Source organism: Helicobacter pylori, from assembly GCF_009689985.1.
GTDB lineage: Bacteria > Campylobacterota > Campylobacteria > Campylobacterales > Helicobacteraceae > Helicobacter > Helicobacter pylori_CG.
Genome location: NZ_QBAW01000004.1, coordinates 43,688 through 60,503, shown reverse-complemented (window position 1 = coordinate 60,503; position 16,816 = coordinate 43,688). Strand labels below are relative to the sequence as shown.

Annotated in this window: 17 protein-coding genes; 8 read left to right on the top strand and 9 right to left on the bottom strand. The window is 37.2% G+C overall.

The genetic code is table 11. The features are described from left to right. Window positions 1-2 precede the first annotated feature (2 nt). Genes DBU79_RS04070 through copP form a run of 4 tightly spaced genes read left to right on the top strand, consistent with a single transcriptional unit; the run spans window position 3 to window position 3,383 of the window. A complete protein-coding gene (locus DBU79_RS04070) occupies window positions 3-257 on the top strand; it encodes a hypothetical protein (RefSeq protein WP_154411616.1) in 255 nt (84 codons plus the stop codon). Then, entirely contained in the window at window positions 247-960 is a 714-nt protein-coding gene (pssA, locus tag DBU79_RS04065) for a CDP-diacylglycerol--serine O-phosphatidyltransferase (RefSeq protein ID WP_001122219.1), read from the top strand. The genes DBU79_RS04070 and pssA overlap by 11 nt, the downstream gene beginning before the upstream one ends. Then, window positions 957-3,182: a copper-translocating P-type ATPase CopA gene (gene copA / locus DBU79_RS04060; protein ID WP_154411615.1), complete on the top strand. Its 2,226-nt coding sequence runs from the start codon at window positions 957-959 to the stop codon at window positions 3,180-3,182. The genes pssA and copA overlap by 4 nt, the downstream gene beginning before the upstream one ends. Continuing rightward, window positions 3,183-3,383: a copper-binding metallochaperone CopP gene (gene copP, locus DBU79_RS04055; protein ID WP_000869068.1), complete on the top strand. Its 201-nt coding sequence runs from the start codon at window positions 3,183-3,185 to the stop codon at window positions 3,381-3,383. Window positions 3,384-4,031: 648 nt separating this feature from the next. Here the strand turns inward: copP and csd4 are convergent. Continuing rightward, on the bottom strand, window positions 4,032-5,348 hold the full coding sequence (gene csd4, locus DBU79_RS04050; protein ID WP_154411614.1) for a DL-carboxypeptidase Csd4: 1,317 nt from the start codon (window positions 5,346-5,348) through the stop codon (window positions 4,032-4,034). 150 nt (window positions 5,349-5,498) lie between these two features. Between csd4 and DBU79_RS04045 the strand changes: the two genes are divergently transcribed. Next, window positions 5,499-6,014, top strand: a complete 516-nt coding sequence (locus DBU79_RS04045) for a flagellar FLiS export co-chaperone (protein ID WP_154411613.1) — start codon at window positions 5,499-5,501, stop codon at window positions 6,012-6,014. 3 nt (window positions 6,015-6,017) lie between these two features. Here the strand turns inward: DBU79_RS04045 and DBU79_RS04040 are convergent, their stop codons facing one another. The 8 genes from DBU79_RS04040 to pyrB all read right to left on the bottom strand — a co-directional run bounded on the left by DBU79_RS04040 (window position 6,018) and on the right by pyrB (window position 14,708). Beyond that, window positions 6,018-7,013 (bottom strand): HoxN/HupN/NixA family nickel/cobalt transporter, encoded by a 996-nt coding sequence (locus DBU79_RS04040; RefSeq protein WP_101019084.1) that lies wholly within the window; start codon window positions 7,011-7,013, stop codon window positions 6,018-6,020. Between the two features lie 57 nt (window positions 7,014-7,070). Further along, window positions 7,071-7,805 carry a DUF3226 domain-containing protein gene (locus DBU79_RS04035; protein WP_154411612.1) on the bottom strand — a complete coding sequence of 245 codons (735 nt, stop codon included), beginning with the start codon at window positions 7,803-7,805 and terminating at the stop codon, window positions 7,071-7,073. Next, a complete protein-coding gene (locus DBU79_RS04030; RefSeq protein ID WP_154411611.1) occupies window positions 7,798-8,982 on the bottom strand; it encodes an AAA family ATPase in 1,185 nt (394 codons plus the stop codon). Before DBU79_RS04030 ends, DBU79_RS04035 begins: the two co-directional genes overlap by 8 nt. A gap of 131 nt (window positions 8,983-9,113) precedes the next feature. Further along, the gene (locus tag DBU79_RS04025) at window positions 9,114-9,683 is read right to left on the bottom strand and encodes a restriction endonuclease (protein WP_154411610.1); all 570 of its coding nucleotides are present in this window, start codon (window positions 9,681-9,683) and stop codon (window positions 9,114-9,116) included. A 3-nt stretch (window positions 9,684-9,686) separates the two neighbouring features. Continuing rightward, window positions 9,687-10,310: a neuraminyllactose-binding hemagglutinin family protein gene (locus DBU79_RS04020; protein WP_154411609.1), complete on the bottom strand. Its 624-nt coding sequence runs from the start codon at window positions 10,308-10,310 to the stop codon at window positions 9,687-9,689. Further along, the gene (locus DBU79_RS04015) at window positions 10,304-11,959 is read right to left on the bottom strand and encodes an ABC transporter ATP-binding protein (RefSeq protein ID WP_154411608.1); all 1,656 of its coding nucleotides are present in this window, start codon (window positions 11,957-11,959) and stop codon (window positions 10,304-10,306) included. The genes DBU79_RS04020 and DBU79_RS04015 overlap by 7 nt, the downstream gene beginning before the upstream one ends. A gap of 91 nt (window positions 11,960-12,050) precedes the next feature. Beyond that, the gene (hofB, locus tag DBU79_RS04010) at window positions 12,051-13,490 is read right to left on the bottom strand and encodes an outer membrane beta-barrel protein HofB (protein ID WP_154411607.1); all 1,440 of its coding nucleotides are present in this window, start codon (window positions 13,488-13,490) and stop codon (window positions 12,051-12,053) included. A gap of 294 nt (window positions 13,491-13,784) precedes the next feature. After that, on the bottom strand, window positions 13,785-14,708 hold the full coding sequence (gene pyrB, locus DBU79_RS04005; protein WP_001124571.1) for an aspartate carbamoyltransferase: 924 nt from the start codon (window positions 14,706-14,708) through the stop codon (window positions 13,785-13,787). Between the two features lie 66 nt (window positions 14,709-14,774). Between pyrB and DBU79_RS04000 the strand changes: the two genes are divergently transcribed. Genes DBU79_RS04000 through DBU79_RS03990 form a run of 3 tightly spaced genes read left to right on the top strand, consistent with a single transcriptional unit; the run spans window position 14,775 to window position 16,805 of the window. Next, window positions 14,775-15,290, top strand: coding sequence for a hypothetical protein (locus DBU79_RS04000; protein WP_000523557.1), 516 nt, complete (start codon window positions 14,775-14,777; stop codon window positions 15,288-15,290). After that, window positions 15,290-15,997: a 23S rRNA (cytidine-2'-O)-methyltransferase TlyA gene (gene tlyA / locus DBU79_RS03995; protein WP_154411606.1), complete on the top strand. Its 708-nt coding sequence runs from the start codon at window positions 15,290-15,292 to the stop codon at window positions 15,995-15,997. The genes DBU79_RS04000 and tlyA overlap by 1 nt, the downstream gene beginning before the upstream one ends. Next, window positions 15,963-16,805, top strand: coding sequence for a bifunctional riboflavin kinase/FAD synthetase (locus DBU79_RS03990; RefSeq protein ID WP_154411605.1), 843 nt, complete (start codon window positions 15,963-15,965; stop codon window positions 16,803-16,805). The genes tlyA and DBU79_RS03990 overlap by 35 nt, the downstream gene beginning before the upstream one ends. The last annotated feature ends 11 nt before the right edge of the window (window positions 16,806-16,816 follow it).

Sequence of the window (16,816 nt, the reverse complement as noted above, 5' to 3'; positions counted from 1 at the left end):
AAGTGCGAGCTTACAAACAGATTTTTGATAAGGGTTTAAAGCCTTATGATAAACATTCTGTTTGTTTAAAGCTTTTTTTTAGATCTTGTTTTCTAAAAACCCGTGCTTATCAACAACGTTATAAAGCGTTTGCTTTAACGCTCTTTTCTTGTGAGTTTTTTAGCGCTTGTAAAATTTTTATTCCCATAATTGATTTTAAAATCGTTTTTATTCCCATTCTAAAAGCCAAGTTAAAAAGAATCTCTAATGCCTATTAACCCTCTCTACCTTTTCCCCAATCTTTTCACTGCTAGCAGTATTTTTTTAGGCATGATGAGTATTTTTTACGCTTCCAGTTACCAATTTGTCATGGCATGCTGGTTAGTGGTAGCGAGCCTTATTTTAGACGGACTTGATGGGCGTGTCGCAAGGCTTACCAACACCACTAGCAAGTTTGGTATTGAATTTGACTCCCTAGCTGATGTAGTCGCTTTTGGGGTGGCCCCAAGCTTAATCACTTACTTTTATGTGGGGTATAACTTTGGGCGCATAGGCATGGCGGTGAGCGCGTTGTTTGTGATTTTTGGAGCGATACGATTAGCGCGATTCAACATCAGCACGAACACAAGCGACCCCTATTCTTTCATCGGTATCCCCATTCCTGCGGCGGCGGTATTGGTGGTGCTTTGCGTGTTATTGGATAACAAATACCATTTTTTAGAAGGCAATACCGAAAAGTTATTTTTAAGCTTTATTGTCTTATTAGGGGTGCTTATGGTGAGCAATATCCGCTACCCTAATTTTAAAAAAGTCAAATGGAATCTCAAGCTTTTCATCTTAGTGTTGATTTTTTTATCGTTAGTGTTTGTGCGCCCTTTAGAGGCTTTAAGCGTGTTTATGGGGTTGTATTTGATTTATGGCATCATTCGGTGGCTCTTTTTAATGGTAAAAATTATTTTTAATAAAAATAAAAGCGCATGAAAGAATCTTTTTATATAGAGGGAATGACTTGCACGGCGTGTTCTAGTGGGATTGAACGCTCTTTAGGGCGTAAAAGTTTTGTGAAAAAAATAGAAGTGAACCTTTTGAATAAGAGCGCTAACATTGAATTTAACGAAAATGAAACCAATTTAGACGAAATTTTTAAACTCATTGAAAAACTGGGCTATAGCCCTAAAAAAACTCTAGCGGAAGAAAAAAAAGAATTTTTTAGCCCTAATGTTAAATTAGCGTTGGCGGTTATTTTCACGCTTTTTGTGGTGTATCTTTCTATGGGAGCGATGCTTAGCCCTAGTCTTTTACCTGAAAGCTTGCTTACGATTGACAATCATAGTAATTTTTTAAACGCTTGCTTACAGCTTATAGGCGCGCTCATTGTCATGCATTGGGGGAGGGATTTTTACATTCAAGGGTTTAAAGCTTTATGGCACAGACAGCCTAACATGAGTAGCCTTATCGCCATAGGCACAAGCGCTGCCTTAGCTTCAAGCCTGTGGCCATTGTATTTGGTTTATACAAACCAGTGGTCTTATGGGCATTATTATTTTGAGAGCGTGTGCGTGATTTTAATGTTTGTGATGGTGGGCAAACGCATTGAAAATGTTTCTAAAGACAAAGCTTTAGACGCTATGCAAGCCTTGATGAAAAACGCCCCCAAAACCGCCCTTAAAATGCACAATAACCAACAAATTGAAGTTTTAGTGGATAGCATTGTGGTGGGGGATATTTTGAAAGTCCTCCCTGGAAGCGCGATTGCGGTGGATGGTGAAATCATAGAGGGCGAAGGGGAATTAGATGAGAGCATGTTAAGCGGCGAAGCGTTACCGGTTTATAAAAAAGTCGGCGATAAAGTCTTTTCAGGGACGCTCAATAGCAACACGAGTTTTTTAATGAAAGCCACGCAAAATAACAAAAACAGCACCTTGTCTCAAATTGTAGAAATGATCCATAACGCTCAAAGCTCAAAGGCAGAGATTTCTCGCTTAGCGGATAAGGTTTCAAGCGTGTTTGTGCCAAGCGTGATCGCTATCGCTATTTTAGCGTTTGTGGTGTGGCTCATCATCGCGCCTAAGCCTGATTTTTGGTGGAATTTTGGAATCGCTTTAGAAGTGTTTGTATCGGTTTTAGTGATTTCTTGCCCTTGCGCTTTGGGGTTGGCTACGCCTATGAGTATTTTAGTGGCGAACCAAAAAGCGAGTTCTTTAGGCTTATTTTTTAAAGACGCTAAAAGTTTGGAAAAAGCAAGGCTAGTTAATACGATCGTTTTTGATAAAACCGGCACGCTCACTAACGGCAAGCCTGTCGTTAAAAGCGTTCATTCTAGCATAGAATTATTAGAGCTATTAAGTTTAGCGAGCAGCATTGAAAAGAGCAGCGAACATGTCATTGCTAAAGGGATTGTAGAATACGCCAAAGAGCATAACGCTCCCTTAAAAGAAATGAGTGAAGTTAAAGTGAAAACAGGCTTTGGCATCAGCGCTAAAACAGATTATCAAGGCGCTAAAGAGGTTATCAAAGTCGGTAATAGCGAGTTTTTTAACCCTATTAACACGCTAGAAATTCAAGAAAACGGGATTTTAGTGTTTGTGGGTAGAATGATTAATGAAAAAGAAGACGAACTTTTAGGGGCGTTTGTTTTAGAAGATTTGCCCAAAAAAGGCGTGAAAGAGCATATCGCTCAAATCAAAAAATTAGGCATTAACACCTTTCTTTTAAGCGGAGACAATAGAGAGAATGTCCAAAAATGCGCGCTTGAATTAGGGATTGATGGCTATATCAGTAACGCTAAACCACAAGACAAGCTCAATAAGATCAAAGAGCTTAAGGAAAAAGGGCAGATCGTTATGATGGTGGGCGATGGCTTGAATGACGCTCCTAGCCTTGCTATGAGCGATGTGGCGGTGGTGATGGCTAAAGGGAGCGATGTGAGCGTGCAAGCAGCGGATATTGTGAGCTTTAATAACGATATTAAATCGGTTTATAGCGCGATTAAATTAAGCCAGGCGACCATTAAAAATATCAAAGAAAATTTGTTTTGGGCTTTTTGTTATAATAGCGTGTTTATCCCTTTAGCTTGTGGGGTTCTTTATAAGGCTAATATCATGTTAAGCCCGGCGATTGCGGGTTTAGCGATGAGTTTAAGCTCTGTGAGTGTGGTTTTAAACTCCCAAAGGCTAAGGAATTTTAAAATTAAGGATCATTGAATGAAAGTAACTTTTCAAGTGCCAAGCATTACTTGCAACCATTGCGTGGATAAAATTGAAAAATTTGTGGGCGAAATTGAAGGCGTGAGCTTTATTGATGCGAGCGTGGAAAAAAAGAGCGTGGTTGTAGAATTTGACGCTCCAGCGACACAGGATTTGATTAAGGAAGCTTTATTGGATGCGGGGCAAGAAGTAATATAATAAAGGTAGTGCGATATAAGTAGCGGGTTAAAAACCGCAATATTCAAAAGGGTTGTTATCTTTTAGTGCTTGGGTTTGTTTGGGTGTTTTTACGCCCTTCAATGGTGATTTATCATAACAATAAGAGAAAAAAATTATCGTATTTCCCCCTTTTCTTACTCCAATTTTTTATACATTACGGATCTGCTTTTTCAAGCCGCTGATTACACCACCAATAAAAGAAAGAGAGCTGCGAGATAAATGGCTTTTGAATGATGAGTGAATAAGTTCAAAGATTTTAATAAACAATATGCATAGCTCGTCAGGTTTCATGTTGCCAACAAGGCTTAAGCCCCGTATGCATTCAATAGGGACAAGAATACGAGAATCATCATCTTTTAAGTCATTGTCTAATCGCTGTGTTAAGCCATCCATACCCTTTTGGATTATCTCATGCATTCTTTCTAAAATACGATGTTCCCTTGCTAAAAAAGAATAAGATGAACACATGGTATAAAGTCTTCTGCTTACACAGCCTCTCTGTTAAGTTAGGTAATGGTAAATAAAGATTTCTAATGTCTAACATAACTATCCTTTACTTGCGGTTATCATATTATATCAGGCGTTGCCTTAAAACGCTATGAACTCTTTTGGTAAGGTTTATCCATTCTACACAAATTTCACTAAGATCATGCCACTAAACGCGTTGTTTTTATAAAATTCTATGCGATAGATCCTTTCTTGCTTGTCCAGTGAAAAGCGTTTTTGAAAATCTTTAAATTTAATCGTATAACCCGCTTCATTAGGCTTGCTTTCATTAGAAACGCTAAAGCCAATCACATTCGCGCGGATATTATCCATGCCATGGATATAAAAACTCTCTTTCACTTCAACCACGCTCCCTATTTTAACCATTTGATCCTTATTGTCAATTTGCATTTTCACTTCTTCTAAAGAATGATCAAACTCTATGTAAAAGGGCGATAATCGTGTCATGAGCTTGTTGCCGTATTTTAAAAACACTTCTTGTTTATTTTTGACTAGCCCCACAATGTAAGCGTTGCTCTCTATGGGGATTTGTGGGATTTTAGTGTTGTGGGGTAAAGGGAAATGATTGAGTTTGGGGCGTAAGTTAAAAAGGAGCATTTTAGGCAGAGAGCTGATTTTTGCCCATAAATTTTTATCGTTGATTAGGGCATGCACGCTGTTAGGGTTAAGCTCAAAATCGCGCTTAAAAGGGATATTGAGTTGATTGAGTAAGCCCTCAATGGCTTGCAAATGGTAAAACACCCTTGATGCTAAAGGGAGTTCTTTGCTGGCTTCATTGGCAAAAGCGCTCTTTTTTTGGTTGATCGCATAAAAAGTTAGGGCTTTTTGCATTTCTGTATCGCCTTGTGCGGTGTGCGTGTTTTTTAAATGATACTCCTCAATGGGGTGCAATAAATGGGCGTTGATGCTCTCAATCGTATTGTTTGCAAAAGCAAGCAAATTAGGGAATTTCGCCCCTTTAACTTCATCTTGATCAATAATAAAGCAATTCCCCCAACGCTTAGGATTGAGCGTCGCATCAATATAAATAGGGCGATAATACCCACCACCATCATGCAAATGCAAGACAGCATCTATATTGGGTTTTGCAATCAAGGATTTGATTTCTTGGATAGTGGGGTATTCAGGGTCATTCTTGTCTAAAGCGGCAAATTTGCGGTTCATATCCCCATACAAGCCCCTATGATTTCTTAACATGGAAGGCTTATTCAATACAGGAACCACTTCAACTAAGCCTTTTAAAACGCTATAATGCATTAAAAACAAATTAGTCGCATTAAACCCTCCAGGCTCATCGCCTTGAATCCCTGCTAAAAGCAACAAATGGGGGGCTTTGTCCTTATCCTCTACATTTGTAGGGGCTTTTTCTATCGTTTCTATCGCATGCAAAAACACCCAAGAATACAAGCCCCACACCAAAAGCCATATTTTTTTCATCCAATCTCTCTACTATTTAAAACTAAAAGATCGCTAATTATACCTAAAAACCTTTTTAAGGGTGTTTTTTTTAAGGGTGTTTTTTAAAGTTTTCATAAAAAAGGAACGAAAAATGCTTGTGAATGATCAATTCTATTTAAAAGGTTTTTTATGGATATTTTAAAAACTCTTCAAAAGCATTTGGGCGATGTTGAAACAAGCGATTTTAAAACCAATGCGATAGAAAAATCCCAACAAATCGCTAAATTCAGTAGGGACATGAAAAATATAAACGAGAGCGTTGGGGCGTTACAAGTCTTGCAAATCGCTTGCAAAAAGCTTTTCAATAAGAGCATGGGCTTAGAAGATAAAGACGCTTTACAAGCTTCTATCGTTAAACAGGAATTGCGAGAAATTGTAGAAAATTGCCAGTTTTTAGCCTCCCCTTTGTTTGACACCCAGCTCAACATTGCCATTAACGATGAAGTTTTTTCCATGATTGTGGACAATCCTTTGAATTTATTGGAAAATGTGGGCGGGTTTCAAGCTTATTTGGAAGAAAAATTAAACGAAATTAAGGAATTATTAAGTTATTTGAGCGAAAGCCTTTCAAACCCTAAAGCCTTTATGCCAGGTTTTTCAAATAAAAGCCTTAAAGATTTGTTGAGCGATAACTTGAGAGCTTAAAATCTAGCCCTCTAATTTAGAAAATTTGATTTTCCATAAGAAGAACGAGCCTAAAAACGCTATTACGAATAAGCCCACCAAGTAATAGCCCAAGTCTGTAAATTCCAGGCTTTGTAGGGCGCTTAAAAGGCGGTTTTCAAATTTTAAATGGAGTTTCTCGCTAAACACTTGAAAAAGCTCAATCAACCCGATAAAAAGTGCGATGAACACGCTTAAGGCTGTAATAGAAATATTGTAATAGATTTTTCTTAAAGGGGTTTTGAACGCCCAGTCATACGCCTTGAGCATGAACGCCCCATCTAATGTGTCAAACAAACTCATGCCAGCGGCAAAAAGAATGGGTAAAGAAAGCATGCCCACCACACTCACTTTAATCGCGCTGCTAGAAAGGGCCAAAAGCGCGATTTCACTGGCGGTATCAAAGCCTAGCCCAAAAAGAAAACCCACAGGATAAATATGCCACGACTTGGAAACAAAATTAAACAAGGGCTTAAAAAAGCGGTTGAGTAAGCCCCTACTCGTTAAAAGCCGTTCAATCTCTTCATTTTGTTGCTGGCTCAAGCTTTCGTTAGAGTGCGATTTTTTGAATATTTTTAATAAATCCACTAAAATAATCGCATTCAATAGCCCTATAATGAGCAAAAAAAGCCCAGAAACTAAAGTCCCCACTACCCCCCCTATTTCTTCTAGCATCGGCGTATGCTCTTTAGCCCAAGCGATCGCAAACGCGCTGATGATAGTCATTAAAATCACCACGCTTGAATGCCCCATAGAAAAGTAAAATCCCACACCATAGGCGTTTTTGCCTTGTTGGGTGAGCTTTCTGATGGTGTTGTCTATGCAAGCGATGTGATCCGCATCAAACGCATGCTTTGCCCCTAACATGTAGGCCATAGACGCCGCCGCATAAAACGAAGCGTTATTAGCCATAAAAAGTAACGCTAAACCCAATGCATGCAAGAACACAATCGCTAAAAAATAAGGAAACCACAATTTCACAACGCGCCTTTTTGTAAAAATAATATTTTTTAGATAATTGTAATATATTTTGTTAAATTAGAAAATCTTAAAATTTGTTTTTTGATTATTTTCTGCGAATTGTCCTAGAAAATTTTTAAGGGGAATGAGAGATTTTGAGTTAAAATCAATCACTTCTTTTAGTTTTTCATATTCTTCTTTGTGTTTTTCCTTTATTTTACCTTTACTATCAATAATAATGTATTTTTCATTCTTGTTACTTGTATCCCACTTGTATTGGAAAAATTTCTGTAGTTCAAACACTTCTAAATAGGCATACAGCATATTTTTTCTTATGTTTTTAATCGGTTTATAATGTTCTTTACTTTTAATACATTCTAAGTATTCTTCAAAACATTTAAGAAATTCATCGTGTTTAGCAATTTCTAATAATAGGGTTTCTAAATCGCCATCATCTTGATTGTTAGGGAATAAAAAGATTTGTTCTTTTGGAAAATCAGTCCCTTTTTCTTTGAATTTTTCACGAATATGCTTAAGCTTGTTATCAAAACCTGCATCGCTTTCTTGGTTCTCTTTTTTTATGTCTGCATCAAAAATAATGCACACTTGTCTATATTCTTGGTTTTTATTCTTTAAAATATTCTCGATTCTTTTACAAAATTCATCTGAGAATAATTTATCTTTACCTTCTACATGGATTATATCAAAATGAGCTTGAACAAAATGATCTTCATTTTTCCAAACATCAAGACACCAACTTAGAAATTTTTTATCACTTTCTCCTTCTGTATAAATGAGTGTCTTTTTACTCATAATTATTTTCCTTAAACCTTTCTTTACCTCCAAAAAGATTGGCACCATTCTTGAAATAAAGAGATAAATTTTCTCCATAATAAGGCTCTGCAACGATTGAACCATTGTATTGTTCTAAGCAAAACAACTTAGTTTGATGCGCAAAATCCTTTTCTTTGATAACTTGATCTAAAATTTCTATAAATTCTTGGTTGTGGGTAGTCATAAACACTTGCAAATTACCATCTTTGTTGTCGTTGATAAAATCAATAACACACCTTAATAATAATTTCATGCGAGAAAAGTGTAAGCCATTCTCCACTTCATCAATATAAATCGTTTTTGCGTTATTGGCAATAAAAGTGCTTACAATATACAAATACTTAATCAAACCATCACCAAATACAGATAATGGGATTTTTTCTTTTATACCTTTCACTTTTAATTTGAGTTGGTTGTTGGCACTAAACCTGATGGCTTGAATACTTTTATCAAATTGATTAAGCCTTTCATTTAATTCTTTTTCTAATTGGTTTTCATCAAGAATCTTACGCATTGCTTGAATGATATTAGGATCCATAATATGGATAGCATTAGGGTTTATAATATCTCGCTTTCGTGCAACATCGCTAGGCGTTATGATAGCAGTGCTTTCAAAGGGTAGAAGTTCTTGCAATTGACTGGGTTCAAAATTCTTAAATTGCCTGTTGTAGCCTGACTGATTAGGAATTGGTGGAAAATTAGGAATTTTAGTAATATCCAAGTGATCGTTATAGATTTCTTCATTATTTTTTTTAAGAGTGAAATTGAGCTGAGAGGACATTTGAGTTTGTTCTGCTGTAGGTATTATTTGCGACTCTATTACCTTTTGGTTTTCACTGGCTATGAATTTTATTTGCAAGTCCAAGGTCTGATTGTTGTCTAAAGTTGTAACAATTTGTATTTCTTTCTCGGTGTCTAAACCATAAAACATTAAGTTTTTTGATTCTGATGTTAAAGGCTCTTTGCGTATATTGTCATAAATTTCTAATACATTAGTGCATGGGTGCATGGATTTTCCCACTAAACAATACAACGCTTCTAACAAATTAGATTTACCCACATTGTTCCCACCAGTAATAATGTTGAGTTTGGTAAAACCATCAATTTGAGTGTCCTTAAAAGTCTTAAAATTTTTAATGCGAACAGACTGGATCATTGAACCCCTTTATCCAAACAAAAATTGATGCTAAATTTTCATATTATAACGCATGCGATTACGAAAAAATTTAATAGGAAATAAATAAAAATCATAAGAATAAAAGCATTATATAAATTATCCTATTTGGATTAGTTTTTCCCACCCAAAAATTTGATCCATTCGTCTCTATCAATCAAAAGCACTCCGTTAGCTTGAGCCAGTTTTTGAGCGGCTTGCGTGAAGTAGCTGTTAGTGATCACGCAAGCTTTTTCGCAAGCGTAGTAAGCTTTAGAAGAGACCACCTCTTGAATGGCTTTGGGCGAAACTTTATGCGAGTAGCGTTTGGCCTGAACCGCCCACTTGATGCCGTCTTTTTCTATAATCAAATCCGCTCCATAATCGCCGCTTTTTTGCGTAATGCTCACTTCAAAACCCTTTGAAGTGAAAAAGATTTTGGCGTATTCTTCAAATTCAAAGCCGTTCATGGCGTCTATTTTTTGTAAAGCGCGTTTGAGTTGGCGCTTCTTATACGAAGAAATAACGCCTTGAAAAAGCACTAACATTGAAAAAACGCCAAGAATTGCTAACAATTTTAAAAGCAAATCATTAGCTGAGGTTACTAATTTCAATTCTAGGGCTTTTTCCAATAAAACATGCCACGCTAAATAAATCCCTACCGAAAACAAAATGACAAAAATAAAAAATACAATCTTTTTCATGCCTTAAAGCCATTTTGCATTTTCTATAGCGTTCAAACGCTTTTCTAAACCCTCCATAAGAGAATAGTAAGCCTTATTAAGGGCTTTGATTAAAGCGTTATGATAGGTTTTGTCTTCTTGGGAAAAAAGAGAGGGGTTATCGCCCAAACGATTAGCGTAATAAACAGGCACGCTGAAAGCGGTGGGGATTAAAAGGGTGTCAAACGGGCAAGCGGTTTGCGGGACGCATTCTAAAATCAAGCTCGCTTGAAGGTTTAAAAAACGCATGACACTTTTTGGGTCAGCGTTAGGCTCAATCGTCTTTTTAAGCCTTTCTTTAATGGCTTTTAAATCTTTAGGACTCTCTTCAAAAGAAAAAAAAACATTGCCTGAAACATTGAAAGTGAAAGCACTTTTATCTTTTAAAAAATAAGCGATTTGTTGGGCGATCGCTTTTTTAAATTCTTTTTGGTAAAAGGGCGGCACAAAATGGGCGTTAAAAAAGATTTTAGGGGGGGTTAAAGTGGAAGCGGTTTTTAAAGGGCTGTTTTTTGGGTAATCTTTATATTTTAAGTGGAGTGTGGTTTTGTTGAAAAACTGACACCCTAGTAAAATAAAAACAACACCAACGCTTAAAACCCTTAGCATTCTATCAAACGCCCATGCTCTAATTTCACATGCTTAGTGGCTAATTTAAGCGTGCTTGGGTTGTGCGAGATGAGAATGATCAAGCGGTTTTGTTTCAATTTTAAAATGCTTTGCTTAACGCTCTCTTCTGTGTGATTATCCAAAGCGGAAGTGGCTTCATCAAAGATTAAAACTTGAGCGTCTTTATACAAAGCTCTTGCAATGGCGATTCTTTGGCGTTGACCGCCGCTAAGGTTAGCGCCAAATTCATCTAAAACACTCTCTATCCCATGAGGCATTTTTTCTACAAAATCTAAGGCTTGAGCTTTTTTCAGGCATTCTTTGATTTTTATCTCATCAATTTCTAAACCATACGCCACATTTTCAGCCACGCTCCCATTAAAAATAAACACCCTTTGAGTGACAACGCTAATCTTTTCTCTTAAGGATTTTTGAGTGATGCTCTCTATTTTTTGATTGTTGATGAAAATTTCGCCCTTGCTTGGCTCATAAAGGCGTAAGATCAGATTCACTAATGAGCTTTTGCCGCTCCCGCTTTCGCCTTTTAAAGCGATGATTTCATTTTGTTGGAATTTCAAACTAATATCGCTTAAAACATAACACTCTTGATTATCTAGCACATAAGCCAGCCATACCTTTTTAAATTCTATGGTGTGTATAGCGTCATCTAGCGTTAATTCCCCATCAACAATAGCCGGCTCTCTTTCTAAAATCTCATGAATCCTGTCGCTAGCGACAAAGGCTTCTTGAAAATTAGAAACGATCCTAGTTAGGCGTTTGATCGGCGTATAGAGCATAAAAAGGGCCGTGATGAAAGAAAAAAACGCCCCCACGCTAATATGACCCCTAATCACTTCATTCCCCCCTAAATAAATCACTAGTGCTATAGCGATAGAGCCTAAAAACTCCATTAAAGGCGAAGAAATTTCAGCCACGGCGATGTTTTTGATACCGATTTTAAAAAACGCTTCATTTTCTTTCACAAAAGCCTTATGCTCTAATTTTTCGCCATTAGAGATTTTAATCGCTTCCACATTGTTAAAGACTTCACTCAAACGAGCGGTGATTTTGGCGTTACTCTCTTGATGGGATTTAGCGAGTTTTTTAACCTTACGAATGATTTTACTGATAGGAATGGCGGCTAACGGCATGATCACTAACCCCACTAACGCTAATTTAGGGCTTTGATAGATCACCACCCCCACTAACCCAACAATCGTTAGCCCCTCTCTTAGGCTCTCTGAAAGGTAATTGGACAAACTCGCTCTAATCAAACCTATATCATTAGTAATCCTTGCGATCAATTCGCCCTTTTTCGTCCTATTAAAAAAATCCATTTCCATTTTTAGAAGGCTTTCTAACATGGTGTTGCGTATTTTTTTGACAATATCAAGCCCGATAAAGTTAGTGAAATAAGTGCCTAAATACATGCCCCCACTCTTGCCCAAATACGCCAAAATCACTAAAAAAGGCAAGATTTTAAGCATTTGAGTGTCTTTATTAATAAAAATTTCATCTAAAGTGGGCTTGACTAAATAAGTCCCCCAAGCCGTGCTTAAAGCCACCACTAAAGAAGAAAATAAAACCACTATAAAACTTTTATAATGCTCTTTAAGATATTTAGAATAACGCCTGAAAAAGAGTTTCAAATGTTTAACCTTATGGATTTGATTAAACTTGTATTATAGTGTTTTTATTAAGGGATTTTTAACGCTTTAATAAACAGCTTAAAGCGATTAATTAGAATTTAGCACTAAGAGTTGTCATCAAATGACTCCTGTCTGAATAAAGCGCTTTAGAGCCGGGCGTGGGCCTGTAACTCCCTACCATAAAGCCTGCATGCGTCATCACGCCCAAATATTCTAATTTCACGCTCGCTGTCAAACTCTTACTGATCTTATAGCCCACATTAACAGCCGCACTCGCTTCATTGGCTAAAGTGCCGCTAGTCCAACGCCATAAAGTCCCCCACAGCCATTTTTTATGCACGCCCCCACCAAAAACCCAACCAGAGATGGCATCAGCGGTTACCACATGGCTTAAGGCTTGCCCTATATCATAAACGCTATTGGTCCAAAAATCAATGCCTAAAGGGTTTCCTGTCGTGCCGATGTAAGCGTTTGCGTTTTTCCATACTTTATAAAACGCTCCCCCAAAATTAAATTCATTGTAGTCAAATCGTTGCCTAATGAGCAAGCTTTGCCCGGCGGTGCCTGCTTTTATAGCGTAACGATAAGTATCCCTTTTTAAGGGGTCATGAACAGGGAGCAAAATATAAGCTTTTGTTTCGGATCTAAAGCCCACGCCATCAAAATTAGGGTTACTATCATAGCCTACAACTACCCCAGGGCTATAATAAGTCCCGGGCGAAAATTGGAAAAAAGGGCTGATACTAATCCCTTTTCTTTCATAAGTGTAATCCACTAAATGGATACCATAATTTAAAGTGCGCCCGTTTTTAATCACGGTTCTTGGAGAGTAAAAATCATAAATCCATTGCCCATAAGCGAACGCCCTACCCCATGAGCTAAACCACCATAATTTATGAATCCCTTCACTTTTATCCTTGAGCTTAACGCTGATTTCAAAACCTTGCGTGTAAGAGCTCATGTAAGGAGCGCTAGATTGGTAACGCCCTCCTTTAGCTAAAAAAATATCCTTATAGCGGTATTCTAAAAAAGCGTTATTCATCACATAATTACGGCGGATTTTATTAGCCCTAGCGTTCCCGCACGCTATAGAATCAATCACCTTGCCATCAGACCCAAGCGCGCACTCATGGATACTTGTGCCATCTAGCAAGGCTCTTTTACCCCCTAAATAGCCATCCCAATAACCGATATAGTTATAAATAACCGATCCGCCTTGATTGAATTTCGTGCTATCATAAGCGACCCCACCGATTGTTCCGCCAACCTTTCCCTCTAAAACATGCCCTTGATCTTTAAGACCTTTAGATAAAAAATCCGCATAGATATTGCCTTGCCCTACAGCGGTTACAAAAGTCTCTGTAGGATAAATCCCCCTAGAAATATCAATCTTTTTTTTATTAAAGCCAACTTTAGAAAAGGACTCCGCTAAAACTTCAATTTTATAATCAAACGCTTGCAAAGAAGCGCTCAAACTTAAAACATATAACCCACAAAAAACTTGATTCTTTAAAGGCACGCTATTTTTCATTTTTTTCCTTTTAATAGCAAATACATCTTAAAGATTATGACTTAAAGACTATACGATTCTTAACTGATCTAAAAATAAAGAAGCGTAATCAAGCTATTTATTTATTTTTAATTAACTCAACTATTTTAGATTATAACGAATTTTTTTAGTTTCATAATAAAATGAGATAAAGCAAATTAAAATTTAATCAAAGTGGGATTTCTGTGCTGTTTTATAACCAAACCCCTTTTCTTCATATAAAAATTCTCATATTGATTTTAAAAAATGCCAAAAAGCATTTTTTAAGTTTGACAATCAGTCTAATAGCAAAAACTCCAACACCGCCATGCGCATCGCCACGCCGTTTTTGACTTGCTCTAAAACTTTAGATCGCTTATCTTCTAACACCGCGCTTTCTATATCAATGTCCCTATGCACCGGGCCTGGGTGTAAAATAATGATCTCTTTATTTTTAGCATGAGCCTCTAGGCGTTTTTGGGTGATGCAATAAGCGTTGCCATAATCTTTCAAGCTCGCAAAAATGGGCGCGTTGTGCCGTTCGGTTTGAGTCCTCAAACTCATTAAAATGTCTGCAAATTCTATCGCTTCTTCAATGTTATGCGTCGTTTTTAAAGAAACGCTAGGGAGCATGGAACTTGGGGCGCACAGCATGATCTCAAGCCCTAGCCTTTGGAGTAATTTAATGTTGCTATTAGCCACTCTGGAATTTTTCACATCGCCTATGAAAGCGATTTTTTTCCCTTTTAAATTTTCTAAACTGCCAAAATGCTGATAAAGGGTGAGCAAGTCCAATAACGCTTGGGTAGGGTGAGCGCTCACGCCACTTCCTGCGTTAATCAAGGGGCATTGTGAAAATTCGGCTAATTTAAAAGGCGCGCTTGAAAAAGCATGCCGTGTGATGATAGCGTCAGGCTGCATGGCATGGATATTTTTAAAAGTGTCTGTTAGGGTTTCACCCTTTGAAGCGGAGCTTGTTTGCATGTTTAATTTCACGATTTTTGCCCCCAATCTCAAGCTTGCGATTTCAAAACTAGACACCGTTCTGGTGGAATTTTCAAAAAATAAAGCCACGATGATTTTATTTTGCATTTTTTCTTTTATTTCTAAAGATACGGCGTTAAAATCGTTCGCATAAACGCTCGCTTTTTTTAATAAAAGCTTGATTTCATCTAGGCTTAAATCGCTAGTTTGGAGCAAGTGTCGGCATTTTTTTGGCATAAAACCCCCTTTTAGTTATAATATAGGTTTTATTTTAGCTAAAAATGGCATGGGTTTTAGCAAGGAATGGGCTTGAAAAATCTCTCAACGCTTCTGGTGTTTTTATTCTTTTGTTTAGGGTGTGTGAGCAATTTTAATGAAGACACTTACACGCCGGATCTCATTTTAGAAAAAAAGATCCAAGCCAGCAGAAAAGGCGAAATCACCCAAAATAATGTGCCTATCATCACGGCTATCGCTACGCATTTAAACGATGTGGATAGCGGTGCTTACTATGACCATGAGTATTTTTTAGTGGAGATTTTCACGCAAAATAACGACTGGATTGATGATGGCTATATTTCGTATGAACTTTTTGGCACAAAACCTATAGGAAAAGAGCCTTTATGGGTGCGAGAAATCACAAAAGATGAATTTGATGGCATTTTAGAAACCACGAATCGCTGGAGCAGAGCCTTTTTACTCGCTTTTGACAAATTGGATTATTTAGCGGTGCAAGAAGCCAAACTAGAGCTTGATGCCTATAGTTTAGGCAAGATTGTTTTTAATTTCGCTTATCAAGTCCCCTTACCTCAATTTTAATGCGCTTAGATTACGCTTTATTCAACCAGCATTTAGCAAATAGCAGAGAAAAAGCTAAAGCGTTGGTTTTAAAAAATCAGGTTTTAGTCAATAAAATGGTGGTTTCTAAACCCTCTTTTATGGTGAGGGAGGGCGATAAGATTGAACTCATTGCTACAAATCTATTTGTTAGCAGGGCTGGGGAAAAATTAGCGGCTTTTTTAGAAGATCACTTTATAGATTTTAAAGAAAAAGTGGTTTTAGATGTGGGAGCGAGTAAGGGGGGCTTTAGTCAAGTGGCTCTTTTAAAAGGGGCTAAAAAGGTGCTTTGCGTGGATGTGGGGAAAATGCAATTAGATGAAAATTTAAGGAACGATACACGCATAGAATGTTATGAAAAATGCGATATTAGAGGGTTTAAAACGCCAGAAACAATTGATTTAGTGCTTTGCGATGTGAGCTTTATTTCTTTATATTGTATTTTAGAAGCGATTTTGCCTTTAAGCGGTGAATTTTTAGCGCTTTTCAAACCGCAATTTGAAGTGGGCAGAGCCACAAAACGCAATAAAAAGGGGGTGGTAATGGATAAAGAAGCCATTTTAAACGCTTTAGAAAACTTTAAAAACCATTTAAAAACAAAAGACTTTCAAATCTTAAAAATCCAAGAAAGCTTAGTGAAAGGGAAAAACGGGAATGTTGAATTTTTTATCCATTTCAAGCGAGCCTGAGATTAAAAGCCTAGCTATCGGTAAATTTGATGGCTTGCATCTAGGGCATCAAGCCCTTTTTAAGGAATTAAAAGACCCTAAAGCCCTTTTAATCATAGAAAAAAAATATTACACTAAAGGCTATTTAACCCCCCTAAAATACCGCGCTAAACTCGTGGGCATGCCTTTATTTTTTGTGTATTTAGAAGAAATTTCACAATTAAACGCCCTAGAATTTTTAGATCTTTTAAAAAAGAAATTCCCTAATTTAGAACGCCTAGTGGTGGGCTATGATTTCAGGTTTGGGCATGAAAGACAAAATGACGCTTTATTCTTAAAAGAGCGTTTTGAAAAAACCATCATTGTGCCTGAAGTGAAAATCCAAGAAATTAGCGTGCATTCTAAAATCATCAAACTAGCCCTAAGTCATGGCGACTTACTTTTAGCTAACAAGCTCTTAGGCAGGCCTTATGAAGTGTGCGGGGAAGTCATTAGCGATCAAGGCTTAGGGCATAAAGAATTAGTGCCTACTTTAAATATCAAAACTAAAGATTTTATCCTCCCTAGTTTTGGGGTGTATGCGAGTTTAGTGAAAATAAAAGATCAGGTTTATCAAAAAAGCGTGAGTTTTATAGGCAATCGCTTAAGTGCGGATCAACATTTCGCCATAGAATGCCATGTTCTTGATACTATCATAGAAAACCCGCCTAAAGAAATCGCTTTGCGTTGGGTTCAAAAAATACGAGACAACATGCGTTTTTCTTCTTTAAAAGAGCTTAAAAATCAGATCCAACAAGACATCTTAATGGCCAAAGAGATTTTGAGATAATTTGTGTTAAA